The 19,381-nt window shown below is 41.0% G+C and carries 10 protein-coding genes; 7 read left to right on the plus strand and 3 right to left on the minus strand.

Going from position 1 to position 19,381, the window contains the following annotated elements:
- The first annotated feature begins 129 nt into the window (after nucleotides 1-129).
- From ACTQ9S_RS01750 to ACTQ9S_RS01760, 3 genes are all read left to right on the plus strand, one after another.
- On the plus strand, nucleotides 130-2,928 hold the full coding sequence (locus tag ACTQ9S_RS01750) for an AAA family ATPase (protein ID WP_440453465.1): 2,799 nt from the start codon (nucleotides 130-132) through the stop codon (nucleotides 2,926-2,928).
- A gap of 262 nt (nucleotides 2,929-3,190) precedes the next feature.
- Nucleotides 3,191-4,327 carry a helix-turn-helix transcriptional regulator gene (locus ACTQ9S_RS01755; RefSeq protein ID WP_350656861.1) on the plus strand — a complete coding sequence of 379 codons (1,137 nt, stop codon included), beginning with the start codon at nucleotides 3,191-3,193 and terminating at the stop codon, nucleotides 4,325-4,327.
- A gap of 43 nt (nucleotides 4,328-4,370) precedes the next feature.
- Nucleotides 4,371-5,030, plus strand: coding sequence for a TerD family protein (locus ACTQ9S_RS01760; RefSeq protein ID WP_440453467.1), 660 nt, complete (start codon nucleotides 4,371-4,373; stop codon nucleotides 5,028-5,030).
- 101 nt (nucleotides 5,031-5,131) lie between these two features.
- Here the strand turns inward: ACTQ9S_RS01760 and ACTQ9S_RS01765 are convergent, their stop codons facing one another.
- Nucleotides 5,132-6,112, minus strand: coding sequence for an ion transporter (locus tag ACTQ9S_RS01765; RefSeq protein ID WP_440453469.1), 981 nt, complete (start codon nucleotides 6,110-6,112; stop codon nucleotides 5,132-5,134).
- A gap of 925 nt (nucleotides 6,113-7,037) precedes the next feature.
- Here ACTQ9S_RS01765 and ACTQ9S_RS01770 point away from each other — a divergent pair.
- The gene (locus ACTQ9S_RS01770; protein ID WP_440453471.1) at nucleotides 7,038-7,679 is read left to right on the plus strand and encodes an OmpW/AlkL family protein; all 642 of its coding nucleotides are present in this window, start codon (nucleotides 7,038-7,040) and stop codon (nucleotides 7,677-7,679) included.
- 241 nt (nucleotides 7,680-7,920) lie between these two features.
- Here the strand turns inward: ACTQ9S_RS01770 and ACTQ9S_RS01775 are convergent, their stop codons facing one another.
- The gene (locus ACTQ9S_RS01775; RefSeq protein ID WP_440453473.1) at nucleotides 7,921-9,681 is read right to left on the minus strand and encodes a 2-oxo acid dehydrogenase subunit E2; all 1,761 of its coding nucleotides are present in this window, start codon (nucleotides 9,679-9,681) and stop codon (nucleotides 7,921-7,923) included.
- Between the two features lie 41 nt (nucleotides 9,682-9,722).
- On the minus strand, nucleotides 9,723-12,542 hold the full coding sequence (aceE, locus tag ACTQ9S_RS01780; protein ID WP_068328088.1) for a pyruvate dehydrogenase (acetyl-transferring), homodimeric type: 2,820 nt from the start codon (nucleotides 12,540-12,542) through the stop codon (nucleotides 9,723-9,725).
- A 657-nt stretch (nucleotides 12,543-13,199) separates the two neighbouring features.
- Between aceE and ACTQ9S_RS01785 the strand changes: the two genes are divergently transcribed.
- From ACTQ9S_RS01785 to ACTQ9S_RS01795, 3 genes are all read left to right on the plus strand, one after another.
- Nucleotides 13,200-16,154 (plus strand): hypothetical protein, encoded by a 2,955-nt coding sequence (locus ACTQ9S_RS01785; RefSeq protein WP_440453474.1) that lies wholly within the window; start codon nucleotides 13,200-13,202, stop codon nucleotides 16,152-16,154.
- A 376-nt stretch (nucleotides 16,155-16,530) separates the two neighbouring features.
- Complete coding sequence (locus ACTQ9S_RS01790; protein WP_350656480.1) at nucleotides 16,531-16,995, plus strand: hypothetical protein; 465 nt, start codon at nucleotides 16,531-16,533, stop codon at nucleotides 16,993-16,995.
- 60 nt (nucleotides 16,996-17,055) lie between these two features.
- On the plus strand, nucleotides 17,056-19,113 hold the full coding sequence (locus ACTQ9S_RS01795) for a hypothetical protein (RefSeq protein ID WP_440453476.1): 2,058 nt from the start codon (nucleotides 17,056-17,058) through the stop codon (nucleotides 19,111-19,113).
- The last annotated feature ends 268 nt before the right edge of the window (nucleotides 19,114-19,381 follow it).

A 19,381-nucleotide genomic window follows, 5' to 3' on the forward strand; every position in this document is an offset into this window, starting at 1 on the left:
AAAGATTCATATCTACATGATACAAAATTGCGTTTAATGACTGATTATAAATGTTAAGACATCTTGTAAGATGTATCTATTAAATTCTTTACTTTCTTCAACTTCTATAAGATGACTTACCATACGCCTATGACCGAACAGCCCATTGCTCCTAACATGCAAACTTCAGAAGATACCGACTTAATGATTGCGACTACTATTGTGACAGACAAGGTATCAGTAAAAACAGATACTGCAGAAGACAAACAGGATATCTCATCACCCCATCCGATATTCGAAGCGGTTAATGAGCGCTGTCTTATTACCGTTAAACAGCTAAAGCGTTATAGTGCTGCTAGTATCTTGCCTACTGATACACGTACTGCACCAGATTTAGATATTGGCTTTGGACAGCAGCGTGCGCTCAAAGCCTTGCACATTGCACTTGATATCAAAGCTAGCGGCTATCATGTCTTTGCGGCTGGTGAAAACGGGCTTGGTAAACGTACAGTTATTAGTCGACTATTACAGCGTATTGCTATGGATGCGCCGACGCCGGATGATTGGGTCTATGTGCATAATTTTACTGATCCTCGTACGCCTTTAGCAATGCACTTGCCTGCTGGACAAGCGGTAGTGTTACAGCAGCAAATCAATGATTTATGGTTACAGGCAAAAAAACGTTTGAGCCAACGTTTTCGTAGTGATCAGTATCAAAGCAAAATCGAAGCGATCAAAAACGATACTCATCAAAAAGAAAGCCTTGCTTATGATGCCCTAAACGCTGAAGGTAAACAGTATGATTTGGCGCTGACGTTTCGCTCGTTCGATAATAAAGCGATGTTTGTACATCCAAGCCAACTGCCAGTAGATGAAAATAATAAAACAACATTTGCCACTTCTATATCTGCGTCCACTAATATACCTGAAAATAATGAGGCCATAGATGGGGCTACAATAAATCATGATTCAATAGAAAACAGCCCTGACACTACCAATCTAACAGACATTAACACGCAAAGTGACTATGAGTCTGAGCTGAGTAATTTTACGCAAAAAAACCACATGCAAAAGCGACTTAGTCAACTGACCATTGCCTTAGAACAACTAGAAGATGAGGCCAATGACGCCATAGAAGATCTACATCGCAATATTGCCCGCCGAGCCCTACAACCTTTATTTACACTTATACGTGAGCAGTTTGACGAACTCCCAGCTATCGTTACTTATCTTGATGCGATATTTGCTGACATGGTTACCCATGTAGAGCGTATCGTTAATGGTGATGATGAAGAGTTTGTCACTGCCGTGCTAGCAACAACCCCTAGCCGATATGCAGTCAATGTCATGGTCAGTCATGAGCCTGAAAGTGGCGCACCGGTCATATTTGAAGACCTACCTACTCACCTTAATTTGTTAGGACATGTCGAGCAAATTACTCAGTTAGGTACCGTGACAACTGATGTCAGTATGATACGTGCCGGCGCACTACACCGAGCAAATGGCGGCTATCTATTGTTAGAAGCCAGCCATGTACTTGAGCACCCTTACGCTTGGCAAGGTCTAAAACGTGCCCTACAATCACGTAAAATTAAGCTATCTAGCCTTGAGCAAATGTTGACGTTAACGGGCAGCTTGTCATTAGCGCCTGCTCCGATTGACCTTGATATTAAGGTGGTTTTGCTCGGAGAAGCAGATTTATATTATGAGCTATTAGAGTTAGAACCAGAGTTTGATGCGGTGTTCAAAGTTCGTGCCGACTTCCATGATGATGTTACTCGCACACCTGATCATGAGCTGGCCCTCGTTGCCAAAATGGCAGATATTATCGATTATGCAGACCTTTATCCTTTTGATAATAGTGCGCAAGCGGCACTTCTTGAACATCTAAGCTTACAGGCTGAAGACCAAGATCGTTTAAGCCTACACAGTGACCGCCTTATTAAGCTTTTGCATGAATCCAATCGCCACGCACGTCTTAGTGAAAACGATATTGTCGATGCCAGTCATGTTGCTCAAGCTATCAGTGATATGGATGAACGTTCAGGCTACTTGCGCGATTTATATTGGGATGAGCTCAAAAATGGTCAACAGCTGATCAATACTCAAGGTGAGGCCGTCGGACAGGTCAACGCCTTGACTGTCGTCAGCTATGCTGATAGTGAATTTGGCATGCCAGCACGTCTTACTGCTGTGATTCAGCCTAATATTGGTGCTGGTGAGATTCTCGATATTGAACGTGATGTCGATTTGGGCGGCAGTTTACATGCGAAAGGCATGTTAATTATGACCAGCTACTTGCGTGCTCTATTTAGCCAACATCATGCACTGAATTTTAGTGCCTCTCTAGCCTTTGAACAAAGCTATGCTCATATTGATGGCGATAGCGCGACAGTTAGTGAAGCTTGTGCGCTCCTCTCGGCCTTAGCCAACGCGCCTATTAATCAGTCCTTCGCTATCACTGGCTCAATGAATCAGCTGGGAGAAGTACAAGCAGTCGGTGGTATTAACGCTAAGATTGCTGGTTTCTTCGATGCTTGTCGCGAGCAAGGTATGACGGAGCAACAAGGCGTCGTTATCCCAATGGCCAACGTCAAACAGTTAATGCTGCGTGACGACATTATCGCAGCAGTCGAAGCAAGTAGCTTTCATATTTATGGTGTGAGCACGATTAATGAGGCCTTGACACTGATGACAGGCCTACCCATTGATACGATGAATAAAAAAGGTCGTTATCGTAAGGACACTCTATTTGGCAAAGTCTTGCAGCGTTTGATGTTGTGGGATGAAAATCAAGATACAGATGATGTTATTGACGATAAGAAGTCAAAAAAGAAAGCCAAAAAGAAGCGAAAAGCCAAACGTCAAAAAAAAGATGATAAGAAGAAAGATCAGTATAAAAAAGACAATAGCAAAGAAAGCATAATTCGTGATGGAATTGAACAGTAGTGATTGGGATTCAATATCGTTCTTCTAAAGAACCCTCTTTGCTCATATTTTCAGATAAAACTTTTAGAAAATTGCCAGATGATTGAACCCTAAAAGCTGCATCTAAACTTCCTAGACGCTACGGCTATTTTCTGCGATGATAAATGTCTTCGATGCTGAGCAAGCAAGATATGCTTTAATATGATACTGTTTTTAGTATGACACCCTGTAATCGATAATATCGATTCAACATTATGACAGACTCTATATAGGTTATCTCTTAATGACTGTGCAAAACGCTAACGCAACAGACGGATCTACCTCCAATGCTCAGGATATACAGGAAGATAAGCCTTCCGTATCATCTACTGAGGAGGCTGACAATGTGGCTGCCGATACAGCAGCTAGCCGTCATGGGGCAGCGACTACTGCGCGTCAATGGCAAGTACTCTCACAGCTTCAGCGTAACCGTTGGGTTGGTACGACGCATATCTATGAACAGCTTAAGCTTGCAGGATTTGATATTAGCTTACGTACGGTACAAAGAGACTTAAATGCTTTGGCTAAACGCTTCCCAATTGAGAAAAATAATGCCAACCCGCAAGGCTGGCGCTGGAAAGATGACGCGCCACTACAAAGCCTGCCACATATGAATCTATCGCAAGCGGTCGCCTTTAATATGGTCGAGGCCAATCTCACTCAGCTACTTCCTCCTGCTATTTTAGATGAGTTATTTCCATGGTTTGACTTGGCACGGCGACAGCTTAAAAATAGTAAAGTCACGCATTCTTGGATTGATCGTGTACGCATTGAGACTGCAACTCAGCCGTTGATTGCCCCGCATATTGATTTGGACAGTAAAGATAATATTTATCATGCTCTGTTTTATCAATTACAAATCAAAGCCTGTTATACACGCAGTAATAAGTCAGAGGCTAGCGAATATATATTAAACCCTATTGCTATCATTCAGCGTGGCGTAATTATTTATTTGCTAGCGACTCGTACTGATGATCCAGAAGCTATTATCCGCACTTTTGCCCTGCATCGATTTGCTAGTGTGGAGATACTTAAAAGCACAGCACTAACACCAGAGAACTTCCATTTGGATAGCTATTTGGACGCTGGTAGCATGGGCTTTACTCATCCATTATTGAGCCAATTGCCTGATCACGGTAAAAATACCGCGATTGAGCTAAAATTTACTACGAGAGCTGGTAAAAGCCTGACTGAAAGCAAGCTTAGTGATGATCAGACAGTAATGTTCAACGACGATGACACCTTAACTATCCATGCGACAGTTAATCTAACGTCACAATTGGTCTGGTGGCTACGTGGTTTTGGCAAAGGTTTATTGGATGCCAAGCCGCAACTTCTTCATCAAGTAGTGTTGGATAAACAACTAGATGATGAGCAATAGTCAAATTAACTAATAAGAAACTTAAGCATCAACAAGGAATACCATGCCATCCACTGCCTCATTACCCCTACTTTCAGAAAGCTTAAGCGCCTTAGGCTTAACGGCCGATATGTTGTTTTTTTCGCTAAATTATGAGTTTACTAAAACCGAACCTAAAGGCATGATGAAGCGCTTTAAAAAAAACCAAAGTGCGATTGATATCGATATTGCTTGCGTACTATACGATGATAATTGTACGATTAACGATATTGTATGGTTTAAACAACTGCGTGATAAAGCTGAGTCTGTCTGTCATCAAGGCGATAGTCTTAATGGAAAAGATCGTGGCGAGCAAGCCTTATATGATGCACCAGTAGATCAGGAGCAAATTCGTCTTTATCTAGACAAGATTCCTGCTCATATTACCCATATTGGTCTGCTTGCTAGCTCATACTATGGACAGCCATTAGGCAAAGTAAAAGCAGGTGAAGTACATCTTAGCGATGACGAAGGTAACCGTGCTTTTGAGGTTAATTTAAAGCAAGTTCCGCGTGATTGTAGTGCAATTTGGATTGCTAGTTTGCGCCGCGAAATAGATGATTGGCATCTCACTCTACAAAACTTACCGCTTTCTGAAAATGGCTTACAAAAAGCAGCTCAACAAGTCGCGCATGAACTAGCGCGTGCTTTACCTATTTCATCACCGCAAATTGTGCGCACTTAGCTGAGAATTATAGATAAAAAAGCTGGCGATTTTGTAGGTCGCCAGCTTTTTTAGTTTTCGATAGTTGTCGTTTTACCGTATGACTTTACGTCAATTTTTTTCTACTCTAACGCCTCACCGCAATGGGGGCAAAAGTTCTTTTTACGAACTTCTTGCTCGCGGCGTTCAAGCTCTTGTTCACGTAATACTTGTAATACAATATCTTGTGCTTGTTCTTTATCCAGTCCAAGCTCACGACGAATCTTATCAATCATCGTTTGATTCTGCACTAAGTCAAAATCACTATCCACCAACTGTTCACGAAAATCTTGCTCCAACTCATCACGGCGTTGGGCAAGCTCGTTAGCAAGACCTGTCGCTAAAATACCAGCTGGCAGAGCCGCCAAACCCACACCCAAGATAGTAATAACTGCACCTAATATCTTGCCTGCATTGGTTATTGGCGTCACATCACCATAACCGACAGTCGTTAGCGTTACCACGGCCCACCACATTGCTTTCGGTATCGATTCAAATTCTTCTGGCTGCGCGTGGTTTTCTACTAAATAAATACCACTAGAGGCAGTCACAATCATGATAATTAAGATAAAAACAACGGCTTGGAATGAGCCTTTCTCTTTACTGATGACCACTAGCAAGATACGCATTGAGACAAAATAACGTGTAAGCTTTAAAATTCTAAACAGGCGTAGAATTCTTAGGAAACGCAGATCGAAGCTGACAAAGAAGTTTAAGAACGCGGGTACAATCGCTACCAAATCAATCAAAGCTGATGGGCTTCTTACCCAGTCCCAGCGTTGACGCCATGTAGTGTTATCTGGCTTGGCTTCAGCAATACTCCAAAAACGTAGCAAATACTCAATAGAGAATACGACTATTGAGAAGTTTTCAAATAAAGTAAAATATTCTTGATAAGGGTAATACCATTGGTCAACAGATTCAGCAATTACGGCAGCTACGTTCGTCATAATTAAAAAAATCAGAAAGTAATCGACATAACGACTAAATAGGGTGTCGTGGTCATCATTTTGTAAAATATCATAGACAAAATGACGCAGGCGCCGTATAGACTGGAATTGCATGCCGTCCCTATGCGGTGTAACACCGTGATTAAATGAATGAAAAATGAATGGTAAAGTCTTCAGTCCATCAAGTTAATAAATAGATACAGCTATATAAGAATAGGGTTATTTATATAATCAAACAATCAAACATCGAAGTATCAGTATAGAAGCATTATTTATCATTTCCCTGTTGGTCTCAATAATAAGAATAATCTATAGCGTATCTTCGATATATCTATCCTGAACTTTATTAGGCTTCTTAAGATTGGATTGACTATACAAAGTTTGCGTAAGATATATATATTAAGGCCAGTAGTAATAGAATTATGATAGCTAAGCTAGCATGTAAAAACTGCAACTCCATACGAGAGCTACTACTCGAGTTATCAGCAGGCACCAATGACAAGCCACATTGAGGACAGCTATTGTCAGCTTGGTTCAGTACGGTCATCGAGCGTGCATTAGTACAACGCATGGGAGAATTACTACAATAGCCAGTCATAAATATATCGCCATTCCTCTGATTAATATTATCTTTATAAAAATATTTCAATAAGTTTTGTCTATGACATCTTTATCTATGCGAGTCAAAAATATAAAACTAACGTTATAGCCTATAACACTCTTATATCGGTTACCACAGATAATTTATTTAAATATTGAGAGCATATCCTCAACTTTAATCCTTATGGTTATAAGAGATATTTGAGTAACATTGTATAAACACAAAATATTATTCGCTACTGAAGTCATACTTACTACCACATATCAGTTATATCGCCTATTAGACTTTAGTACACTACCCTCAGTAAAGGAAATGTATTATAATGCAACTGATTAGTTACTTTTTATTTCATGAATGTAACTTTGTTTATAAGTAGTTGATGTCATCCCTCATTGAATACTTATTTTTTTATTACTGATTATGTTAAGGATCTACAAGATGAAGCTACAATCCCTAGTTTTAGCGACTGCTGCTGCACTTACTATGACTACTGCTTTTGCTGTCCCTGCTGGTACTTGGACAGTGGCTGCCGGTGCACATTATGTTGACCCTAAAAGTGACAATGGCACAGTATCTACTGCCTTAGGCGACTTTGCAGTTGACGTTGATGGCGATGTGCGCCCAACAGTCAGTGGTGAGTACTTTGTTGCTAACAACGTTGGTATCGAATTACTAGCTGCCATTCCGTTTCATCATGACATCACTCTCAAGTCTGGCGACACTACTATTGATGCAAAAACACAGCACCTACCACCTACTCTATCTGTACAGTATCACTTCGATGGCTATAATCTGCCTATGAATGTGAAGCCTTTTATTGGCGTTGGTGTGAACTACACAACTTTCTTTAAAGAAAAAGTTTATATTCCTCTTGCTGGTGACTATGATTTAGATCTTGATGATAGTGTTGGCGTTGCAGGTCACATTGGCTTAGATATTCCTTTTGCTCCAACTGAGTCTTTCCGTATTGATGCACGTTATATGGATATCAAAACAGATGCTAGCTTAAACGGTGATGAAATTGGTGAAGTTGATATTAGCCCTTGGGTCTATGGCGTAGCTTACGTTAAAAGCTTCTAATTAGAAGTCTGTTTTATTTAGCATTACTTATGGTAATAAGAAAGCCGGTATCTGCCGGCTTTTTTGTGCCTGTTGATCAATAAAACTAAAAACATCCAATGTTCAAACGTATTGAATATTCGCAAACAATGCCTACTTGAAAATGCTTAACACATTCTAAAAAATCTAAATTTACACCATAAAAAAAGACCATCCAAGGACAGTCTTTTTGTTCGATCATTATATGAACCGTTTACACAATTTATAGCAAGATACGACGTGGATCAGCAAGTAAGCTTGCGACATAACGCGTAAATACGGCGGCATCAGCACCATTAATGACACGATGGTCATAAGACAATGATAGTGGCAACATTAGACGCGGCTCAAAAGTCTGCTTGTCGGCATTCCAGCGTGGCTGCATTGTTGCTTCAGAAGCGCCTAATATACCTACTTGCGGCCAATTCACTAATGGTGTAAATGAAGTCCCACCTAAAACGCCTTGGCTTGAAATCGTGAAACTAGCACCTTGCAAATCTTTGGTACTGAGTTTTTTATCACGAGCTTTCACTGCCAGCTCGCCAATCTCAATCGCAATCTGCTTAATACCTTTATCTTGAGCATTCTTAATTACTGGCACAATTAAGCCGTCATCAGTCGCCACGGCAATACCCATATTGACACTTTTACGCAAGATAATCTGCGTATTATCATCATTTAGATGGCTATTAAAGCGTGGATGCTGCGTAAGCGCATAGGCGGTCGCTTTGACAATAAATGCCAAGATGGTCAGACCAATACCTTGCGCTTTCATACCACCTTTTAACTCACCACGTAGCTTTTCAGTCTCCGTGATATCTGACAAATCAAACTGCGTTACTTGCGGTAGCAAAGTATTGTAGTTGAGCTGTGGTATTGAGACCTTTTGTAGACGGCTAAGGTCTTGAGTTTCTGTTTCGCCCCAGATATCCGTATTGCTCATGTCAGGCAGTTTTGGCAGACTTGAGCTTGCTACGTTGCTACTAGCAGCAGGTGCAGATTTTTGCGTAGTTAGGCTGTTTTTGACGTGCGCAAATAAGTCTTCTTTTAAGATACGGTCATTTATCGCTGTGCCATTTACCTGAGTAATATCTACGCCTAGCTGACGAGCAAGCTTACGTACAGCAGGACCCGCATAAACCTCGGTTAATTTTTCATTAACTTGAGCTTCTGTTAGCTTGCTACCACTAGAGTCACTCGCTGCAGGCGCAGACTTAGTGGCAACTTGCTTGGGCTCACCAGTAGTTTTGCTTTCAGGCTTAGTGCTAACGTCTTGATCGTTAGAGCCAGCTTTCGTTTGTGACTCAGTATCTTTTGACTCATCTGCACTATTATCAGCAGTATCTGAACCACTACTAACAATAACGATGAAATCTTGACCATTAGCAACCATATCACCAGCTTCAACAAGTATTTTTTCAATCTTGCCTGCTTCTGGAGCTGGCACTTCAACTGAGGCTTTATCAGACTCAATTAATAAGATTGACTGATCAGCACTGACTATGTCACCTACGCTAACCATGATCTCAGCCACTTGCGCTTCATCAACCCCTAAATCTGGCAATGCATGCGTGGTAGCTTTTCCTGCTTTTTCGGCAGGTTTAGACGTATTTGACTGAGCTGATTCAGTATCGTCTTGTTTTTCTTCTTGCTTAGTATCTTGAGGCTCGTTTTGTTTTTCGGTTTCAGGTGCTTCTTTACTATCTTCATTCGCACTTTTACTGTCGTCTTGGTTATCATCTTGACTGTCAGTATCAGCATCACTATCAAGCTCGATAAGCACCATACCTTCACTAACTTGATCGCCGATAGCAACACTAATTTTAGTGATCTTACCAGCAGCTGAGCTTGGCACTTCGACCGAGGCTTTATCAGATTCTAGCAAGATAATATTGTCGTCTTTGGCAATAACATCGCCGACTTCTACCATAATCTCACTGACTTCGGCGCTATCAACACCCAAATCGGGGGCTTTAATTTCCATCCTTGCTCTCCTTATCTTGTATTTGTCTTATTTTGTGAATCTCATTCTTTGATGTCATCATCATTGAGCAAATTGGCATCGGCTTTATCTTCAGCGCGGCCTTCAGTGCTGACTTCATCATCATCTTCATCGACAAACTCAGGTACAGGATTCGGGTTAACGTTATCAGGTGCTGGTGCTGGCGCATCTGGGAAATGATCATAATGAGGTTGTTGCTGCCATGCAGGTGGCTGGTCCACTTCGATGCCAAAGCTTGAAATAGCATCTTTTACAAGGCGCATCTCAACTTCACCTTCATCAGCTAAGCGTTTGAGCGTTGCTACCACAATGTGAGCGGCGTCCACGTGGAAGAAGCTACGTAAGTTTTCACGGGTATCAGAACGACCATAACCATCTGTACCTAGGGTAGTATAAGGACGATTATCTGGTAACCAACCACGGATTTGCTCTGAGTAGTTACGCATATAGTCAGTTGCGGCGACTACAATACCTTCATGAGGGGCAAGCTGCTCGGTCACCCATGATACTTTCTCTTCTTCCATAGGATGCAGACGGTTGTAATCATCACAAGCCATACCATCACGTGTCAGCTCATTAAAGCTAGTCACGCTCCATACGTTAGACGAAATATTGAACTCGTCTTTTAATATCTGCGACGCTTTTTGTACTTCACGTAAGATAACACCAGAACCCAACAGCTGAACTTGTGTTGATCCATTATCTTCAAGCAAGTACATGCCTCGTTTAATACCTTCCTCGCAACCTTCTGGCATCGCAGGTTGTTCATAGTTTTCGTTCATTAAAGTTAAATAATAATAAACGCGCTCGCCTTCGCCATACATGCGGCGTAGGCCATCATGCATAACTACTGCGAGCTCATAACCAAAGCAAGGATCATAAGTTACACAGTTCGGTACAACGTTAAATAAGATTTGCGAATGACCATCTTGATGCTGTAAGCCTTCACCATTTAAGGTTGTACGACCCGCTGTCGCTCCTAATAAGAAGCCTTGTGCCTGACAGTCACCCGCCGCCCATGCTAGATCACCGATGCGCTGGAAACCGAACATTGAATAGTAAATATACATCGGAATCATCGGTAACGCATTCACAGAATAGCTTGTTGCTAACGCAATCCAAGTACTCATCGCGCCTGCTTCGTTGATGCCTTCTTCTAACATGTGGCCGTCGATTGCTTCTTTATAACCCATCAAGGCTTCGCTATCTTCTGGTGTATATTTTTGCCCAACAGCAGAATAGATACCTAGTTGACGGAACATACCTTCTAAACCAAAAGTACGTGCTTCATCAGGTACGATAGGAACGACGCGATCTTGGATATCTTTATTTTTGAGCATTGCTGATAGCAAACGCACAAACACCATAGTGGTAGATTGCTCTTTACCGTTGCTGCCTTTCAGTACACGATCAAACATAGACAGTTCAGGAATGTTCAGTGGAATGTGACCACTACGACGATTCGGCAAGTGACCACCTAAGGCTTCACGGCGTCCTTTTAGGTACTTCATCTCCGCAGAACCTTCCTCAGGACGATAAAACGGTAGGGTCTCTAACTGCTCATCAGTAAATGGCAAATCAAAGCGATCACGGAAATACATTAGGGCTTCTTGATCTAGTTTTTTGACTTGGTGCGACTTATTAACGGCTTGGGTCTGAGCAGATAAGCCATAGCCTTTAACTGTTTTGACAAGAATAACTGTAGGTTGACCTTTCGTCTTCATCGCTTCACTAAAAGCGGCATAGACTTTCATCGGATCATGACCACCACGATTTAAACGTGAAATATCTTCATCAGACAAGGCGTCTGCCATCTCTTCTAATTCTGGATATTTACCGAAGAACTCCTTGCGGGTAAATTCAGGGGTACGAGCTTCATATAGCTGATACTCACCATCAACTACTTCTTCCATACGATATTTAAGAACACCAGTATCATCATTAGCCAGTAAACTATCCCACTTACCGCCCCAAACGACCTTAATCACACGCCAGCCAGCACCGCGGAACACAGACTCTAACTCTTGAATAATCTTACCATTACCACGTACTGGTCCATCAAGACGCTGTAGATTACAGTTGACGACCCAGATTAAATTATCAAGCTTCTCACGACCAGCAAGTGATATTGCACCTAAGCTTTCTGGCTCATCCGTCTCACCGTCACCTAAGAACGTCCAAATCTTGCGACCTTCCTTCTCAAGCAATCCACGGTTTTCCATATAGCGATGCACATGCGCATGATAAATTGACATGATTGGACCCAAACCCATTGAAACAGTTGGGAACTGCCAGTAGTCAGGCATCAGATACGGATGCGGATAGCTTGATAAACCTTTGCCACCTACTTCACGACGGAAGTTATCTAACTGCTCCTCGTCTAAACGACCCTCTAAATAAGAGCGCGCATAGATACCCGGTGCTGAATGACCTTGGTAATAAATCATATCACCGCCGAAATGATCGCTCGCCGCACGGAAAAAATGGTTAAAACCCGTCTCATACAGTGTGGCACTCGATGCAAATGTCGCTAAGTGACCACCTAAGTCATCGTCATTTTTGTTTGCACGCATCACCATTGCCAAAGCATTATAGCGAATCAAAGCGCGAATCTTGCGCTCGATAGCCAAATCACCAGGGTACATCGGCTCATCTTCTACTGCGATGGTATTGATATAGGCAGTGTCTAAACGATTGAAAGGTAGATCTTCCTGTACGGCCATATTATATAGCGCTTTTAATAAGAACTGTGCACGATCCTTATCAGCATGTTTGATGACGGACTCAAAAGCTTCCAACCATTCTTGCGTTTCGGTGCTATCAGCATCCTTATAGTAATTCATCTTTGTTCGTCCTTTTATATCAGTCATTCCTACCTAAAGGTAGGGTGTTATTTAATAGTGTGTAATGAGATAACGGGCTACTTTACGACGTCCTTGCTACGCTTAAGCATTCCATTGTCTTACGCGGTAATAGAGATAATATTATGCCAGTTGAGTGACTAATAAGCACAATTATGACATTGGCTACATAGTGACTTTAATTTGTCAAAGCCATTTGCTGACCATACTAGTGACATCTGTATATATGATCATAAAATAATTACAGTCGTTCATTATAGGCTCTTATGACTCAAATGTTTATGGCTGTAGAGAAATGACAACATAACAAGTATTTCGTAGATAAATAGCGATTAGTTTTTTTAAAAATGACAAAGCTAAATGTAATATTTATAGCGCGTATTAACAAACTATTGTTATTCATTAAATAATTATATTCTCTCTATCATATCAAAATGACCGTTGGTAATATTAAACTGGCTTTTGTGATACTTACTACCTAACATCTTCTACCAGTAAGCTTGTGAAAACCTGCTTAACTATTGACCATCGTGGTAAATAGCTGATTTTGGGAATAGTCGTATGCACAAAGCTCAATGTCTTTTAGGTTCGCGAGGCTCATCTTTATTGAGTAGAGCTTTACAGAAAACACTAATCTCAATGAGCATTACTGTACTACTATTGTTCAGCAATTCATCTTTTGCTTTTGAGTCTAATCCTGGGGCTACTTGTCCTTCTGGCACTGTCCAAGGCAAATTTGCAGATAATGACTATCCTAATTTATTATCGAGCTACAACAACAATAGTTATGTACCAGTAGTAGGCACACCTGCGAATACCATACCACTCAGTGTCAATATGAATATTTCGCAAACGAATAACTCTACAGTTACGCCTTCGATTGGGAGTAACTACCTTCACATTGATAAAACTGGTAATGATAAGAACCTAACAACAACTACTGTAATTCTTAGCTTTCGGAACTCTGGCACCACTACTCCTCTTTACCTAAGCAATGTTGCATTGAGTATATTTGACATTGATAAAAGCATCTTTAACACTGCCAATAGTAGGGGCTGGAGTGATCAGGTAACGATTACTGGTAAGACTATAAGCGGTGATATTATTGCTGGCAAGACATTCACTGGCTCCAATGTAACAAATTCTGGAAACACCTTTTTCTCATCGGAAAACACACAGTGTAGTGCCGAACTTGACACCAAGTGTCAAGCCTCTATCTCGTTTGCACAACCTGTACAATCAATAGTCATGAGCTATGGCCATACTAACGAAATTAGTAAACCTTCAGATCAGGATATAGATTTTCAAGTAGATAATTATTGTTATACCCCGCCTTTGTCTTATGAAATTTCTAAGACTGACGGTATAAATAGCATGGGCACTAACAACACGACTAACTACATAGTTAAAATCATCAATACTGGTGGTGCTACCTTAAACAACGTAACTATAAAAGATGCTGCCGTTGCCGGACTCAGCAAACAATCCAACATCACGTGTGACACGACAGATACTACCAATAGTTGTACTACCGTACCGACAGTGTCTCAACTAGAAGGGACAGGATTTACGATCCCATCTATTCCTGTCGGCAAGAGCTATAGCATTATTGTGCCTACTCATGTGACTGCGTCTGCAGGCGCTACTGTAACTAACATCGCTACCATCAGTCATGCAAATTTGGCCACCAAAAGTGCAAGTGATAGCAATACAGTTAACTCAACATTTGACGAAGGCTCGACTACCACACCAGCCACTTGTCCAAGTGGTCATCAGATGTATTACTTTGGAGGAAATAAGCCTGCTGGCGCTATACAACCTTCAAATGTAAGCTGGGCAAATGGAAGTTTGAGTAACGAATACACTTTTAACGGCATCAAATTTAAATTAGCTTTTTCTGAGACTACACATCTGCTTTCTGGTTATCCAAGCTATGGTAGTGATCCTGGCGTAACAGAGAATGCTCTCAATATGTTCCATAGTAGCCAACGTGCTGCAATCAATCACAAACTAATCGCTGTCATAGACAGACCTGTCTCAAAATATGGGTTTGTTGTTCAGGATTTGGATTCTAATGAGGCTGGCAAGTATGTTGAGTCAATCTCACTTCTTACTTCCGGCGGACTGTTTTCCAACTTACGCAGTAATTATTTAACACAGTCTGGTAGTACTGTGTCAGGGACTCAGTGGAACAACTGTAGCACCTCCAACTCATGTAACTTCAATGTAGATTGGGGTTATAAATCGGCGAACACCCCTTTTATAGTAACTCATGGTAATACTTATTCTGGAGCATCTAGCACAGAATCGACTGGTAATCACTTGATGGGCTACTCAGACTTTTACTTTTGTCTTGCACCACCGAAAATTGTTGTAAAAAAGGCACTCAATGGTACACGTGTCAATGATACCGAAGCCAAGCGCGATCAATTTGAGATCAAGGTCACTGGTGGCTCTATCGCTAGTAATAGCGTTACAACCACTGGCACAGGCACAACGATCACTAACGGTAGTAGCAACGTCATAAGTTTAGCAGAAAGCACAACATATACGATTACTGAAAGAGTTATGAATGGCTCAACGCTTGGTGATATCGCGAACTATAACGCCACTTATACTTGTACTAATGCCACGACAAACGGCACTACTATACCGACTACCGCAATGAAATATGATGCTACTGCCAAAACTCGCTCATTCACTATTTCTGGTACTACTTACGGCGATGAGATTACTTGTACCATCACCAATAGTCCAGCAACCTACTCTTTCTCAGGAACGGTTTTTAATGACAATGGTGGTATCACTGAAGCTCAAGCGGATATCAGAAACGCTACTATAGACAGCGGTGTATATAACAATGCTAACTACTTTGACGGATTATTTAGCATCCCCTCTGAGAGCGGTATAGCGGGTAGTACAGTTAGTCTGGTGAATTGCACCAATACCAGTACTGTCTATGCTACAAAAGCTGCAGAGAACTCTGGTATTAATATAGGGAAATATCAAATTACTGTAGCTAGTACCACATTGGCTGGTGTTGGTTCAGTATGTCTTATCGAAAGCAATAACAATAGCAGCCCTGCTTACCCTATTCGTACGACTACTGAAAAGCAAAGCATTGCTCTAATAGCAAACAATTATAACTATTTAAATAATAACTTTGGTAGAGTCATTACCAACAATGCAGCGCTGGTTCTTGAAAAAGAACAAGCGGCCAATGACTGTAAACTTACTAACTTTGCTAGCTTAACTTACAGTAAAAACCCTCTTTCTAGCTCTACTACAGGCGCAGGTACAGATGTCAAACCAGGCCAATGCATTGCCTATAAGATCACTGCGACCAATCGCTCAAATGTCGCTATCGATAACTTTGTGATGCAAGACGTATTACAGCGTAAAGATCCTAACAATCCAGCAGATCCTACGGTTACCTCTGTATTAGCAGGACCCGCACGAACGGTTGGTGTCTTTAACGATGGTCTAAGTAATGGTCAGAACGGCACGATTACTACTACATCTGCTACTTTACCCAAAAAAGAGAAACGTATTTTTTACTTTAATACCCAATATGGTTCGACACAGTCCAAGTAGTTGCTAATGTTAGCTATTAGATTAATTAGCTTGAGCTGATCAAGCTGGTCTTATTTTAACTACAAACCTGTGATTGTATGATTGATAATAAAAACTTAAACAAGGCTAAATTTTAGCCTTTACCGCTTAACTATCTCAAAACTCCACCTATCTGACTTTAGTCGCACTGACCGAGTTTTACCTTTATATTCCACATAAGTAATATACAAATATCGCTAACATAATAAAAATACATTTTATATATATAAAGTGTAAGTACTATATTTGCCTGCAGAAATGTGCAGCCGTAAATCTACTGTGTTTAGACACTCTGTATTTGCCCTACATTGAGGCTTTTTGACTGGTTGATTAGGGTAAAGGAAGAAAGGAAAAAATCATGAAAGCTAAACTTTATCTAAAAAAACTTATAACTACCATGATGGTATCTGCTGCGTTATTCAGTAGCGCACAGGCGACAGACGCTTTAAAGATGGAATTACAAGCTAATAAAATTATAAAGACCGCTGATGGCAAGCTTAGCTATATCACCGCATCAAATGCTCAAAAGGGTGAGACCGTACAATACCGCGCTACTTATACCAACGTCATTGATCAACCTATTAGCGATGTCGCTGTGACTTTGCCGATACCTGCAAACATGGTATTCACTGGTGAAGCACAACCAAAAAGTGCGCAAGCAACAATCGATGGCAAAAACTATGCGGACATGCCGCTTATGCGCAGAGTAGACGGCAAGGTCGTCAAGGTTCCATTGGCTGAATATAAAGCACTTCGTTGGAATATTAAGTGGCTTCCTGCGAACAAACTAGCAGACGTATCTCTTAATACCATTATTAATTAATAACCTTTATCAATTAACAACTTTGATTACTTTGCGCGACACTTTTAGGAAAACTAATTTATGAAGTCTAATATATTCAAATATTCAGTATTAACTGTCGGTGTTGTAGCCGCTATGAGTTTAACTACTGCAAACGCTGCCGATGTAGTATATGACAAAGAGAATGCTTTTTCTGTGACGAACAAGGCAACGGCTACTTATACTATCGCTGATAACACAGGTAATCAGCAAAGAGCCGAGTCAAATGAAGTCGTCGTCAATGTGACTGAAACGGGAGCATTTAGCTTAGTTGCCAAAAATGATGATACAAGTAGTGGTGGTGCTATTGGTGATGACCTAAACGAAAACATCGCAATCCACCCTGCCGCTGGTTCTTCTGTAGACTTCAACCATACGCTCAGTAACGATGGTAACATCTCTGATACGTATACTATTAGTTTAGCCAATCCATCAAACAGCTTACCTGCTAGCGCTACCATCAAGTACCAAATAAAAGAAGGCAATACCAATGTTGGTAACTCTGAGACCATTGCAATTGGTGGAACGATAACGCTTAAACCAGGTCAAACTGCTGACATTACTATTACCGCTACCACGAGTTCTGATCGTGTTATCGGTAATAACACCTCCTTTACCGTTACAGCGACCAGTGCATATCTAACAAACAAAGGTCAGACAACAGCAGACCAAAAAGCGCTTAACACCAACAACGCTATTACGACTACCCCTGTTTATGCCATTACTAAGTCTGCTACCACCAATCTTAACAACAAAACATTCGATACCAATAATGCTAACGCCTATGTTGACTATACGATTACTGTGAAAAACGAAGGTAACATCGATGGTACAGCAGTAAGAATTACTGACGCCTTACCTGTAGGTTTGGTGGCCATAAAGTCTGGAGAGACTAACTATATAACGCCGACGGTAGTCGCGTCTGGTACAAGTACGGCTAAGGATGCAAATATTTCAACCACTGGCAAAGAGATAACTGTTAGTGGTCAAGATATCAAAATGAATGAAACCATTACTGTTACTTTCCGTGCGAAGAAAGATACGACTACGCCTGCTACTGGCACTAATATCACCAACTATGCCCTCGTTGAAGATGATGTTGATGGCAATGGTTCTTTTGATCTTGTTGATAGCTCAGGTGATTCGGCAGGTGGTGTTACTGAAAAAACCTACGAAGATACCACTGCTACCAACTACAAAGGTAAAGATAGCAACTCTAACTCTACTATTACCACCAGTAGCCAGACTCGTAACCTAACGATTACTAGCGATACTGATGACAAAGAAGTTGGACTTATAAGTCAAAATAATACTTATATCTATACTATCACTAACGCAGGTACAGATATAACCGAAGCCGCTAGTGCTGATAAAGTTTACTTTACGGTAGCCCCAACTACTAATCATGCCAACATCACTATTGTTGAAACAGAAGTGTTTGTAGATGCTAACGATAATGGTAGCTATGATAGCAGTGAGACCATTTTGACCAAAACTGCTAAGGGATATGACCTTAATGAAGCAGCAACAACTGGTTTATTGCCTAACGAGTTTGTAAAGATTGGCGTAAAAGTAAATACAAGCGGTTCAAGCAGTAACCTTACAGGTGGCACGAATGATCTTGGTAGCCTTGAAACCATGGCTATTACTGTATTGCCACAAGGACCAGTTGCCGACACACCTGCACCTGCTAACGCTAGTGTAAGCTCTACTACCACTATGGAAGGTATCAATTTACTCAAGTACCAAGCAGTAGCAGCTTGTGGCGCAGCCTTAACTTCGCTTAGCTGGGCTGATACTACTATCAGTGGTGGTGAAGCCAAACCTGGTAACTGTATCTACTATAAAATCACTGCTGAAAACACTTTCAAAGATACTGCTAAAATCATTAGCGGTCTTGCAGTAACGGATGTGTTAGAGACACCTAAAATTATCTATGAAAAGGACTTTAGTTCTGAGACTTCAGGAAGTTCACCTGCAGCTACAGCAACTTATACTGCTCCAAACTTGATAGGGACGTTTAGTAGCCTAGCAGCAGGTGAAACAGGTACTGTTTACTTCTCTGCGAAGATTTCTCAAACAGGTACTAACCAACCTTAACTCAATTCTCATATACTGTATTTAAAGCTTAAAGAGCTATCTTAATCGCGTATTAAGGTAGCTCCAATTTCAGTTTGCTGACTTCTGCTTTCTAACTTCCATTTTCCTACCTAGCTTTTATTAATACTTAAAGCCTATCACTTTATTATCCACATACCCTTTTCAGAATACAAACCTAAACCTCAGGTTTGCGTAGCCGATTTTGTGTGAATTGCCAATTTTCGTCAAAGAAACTGAGGAAATTTTTGCCTCATTCTTTATCTCTAAA

The organism is Psychrobacter sp. ASPA161_9, from assembly GCF_051970275.1.
Taxonomy (GTDB): domain Bacteria; phylum Pseudomonadota; class Gammaproteobacteria; order Pseudomonadales; family Moraxellaceae; genus Psychrobacter.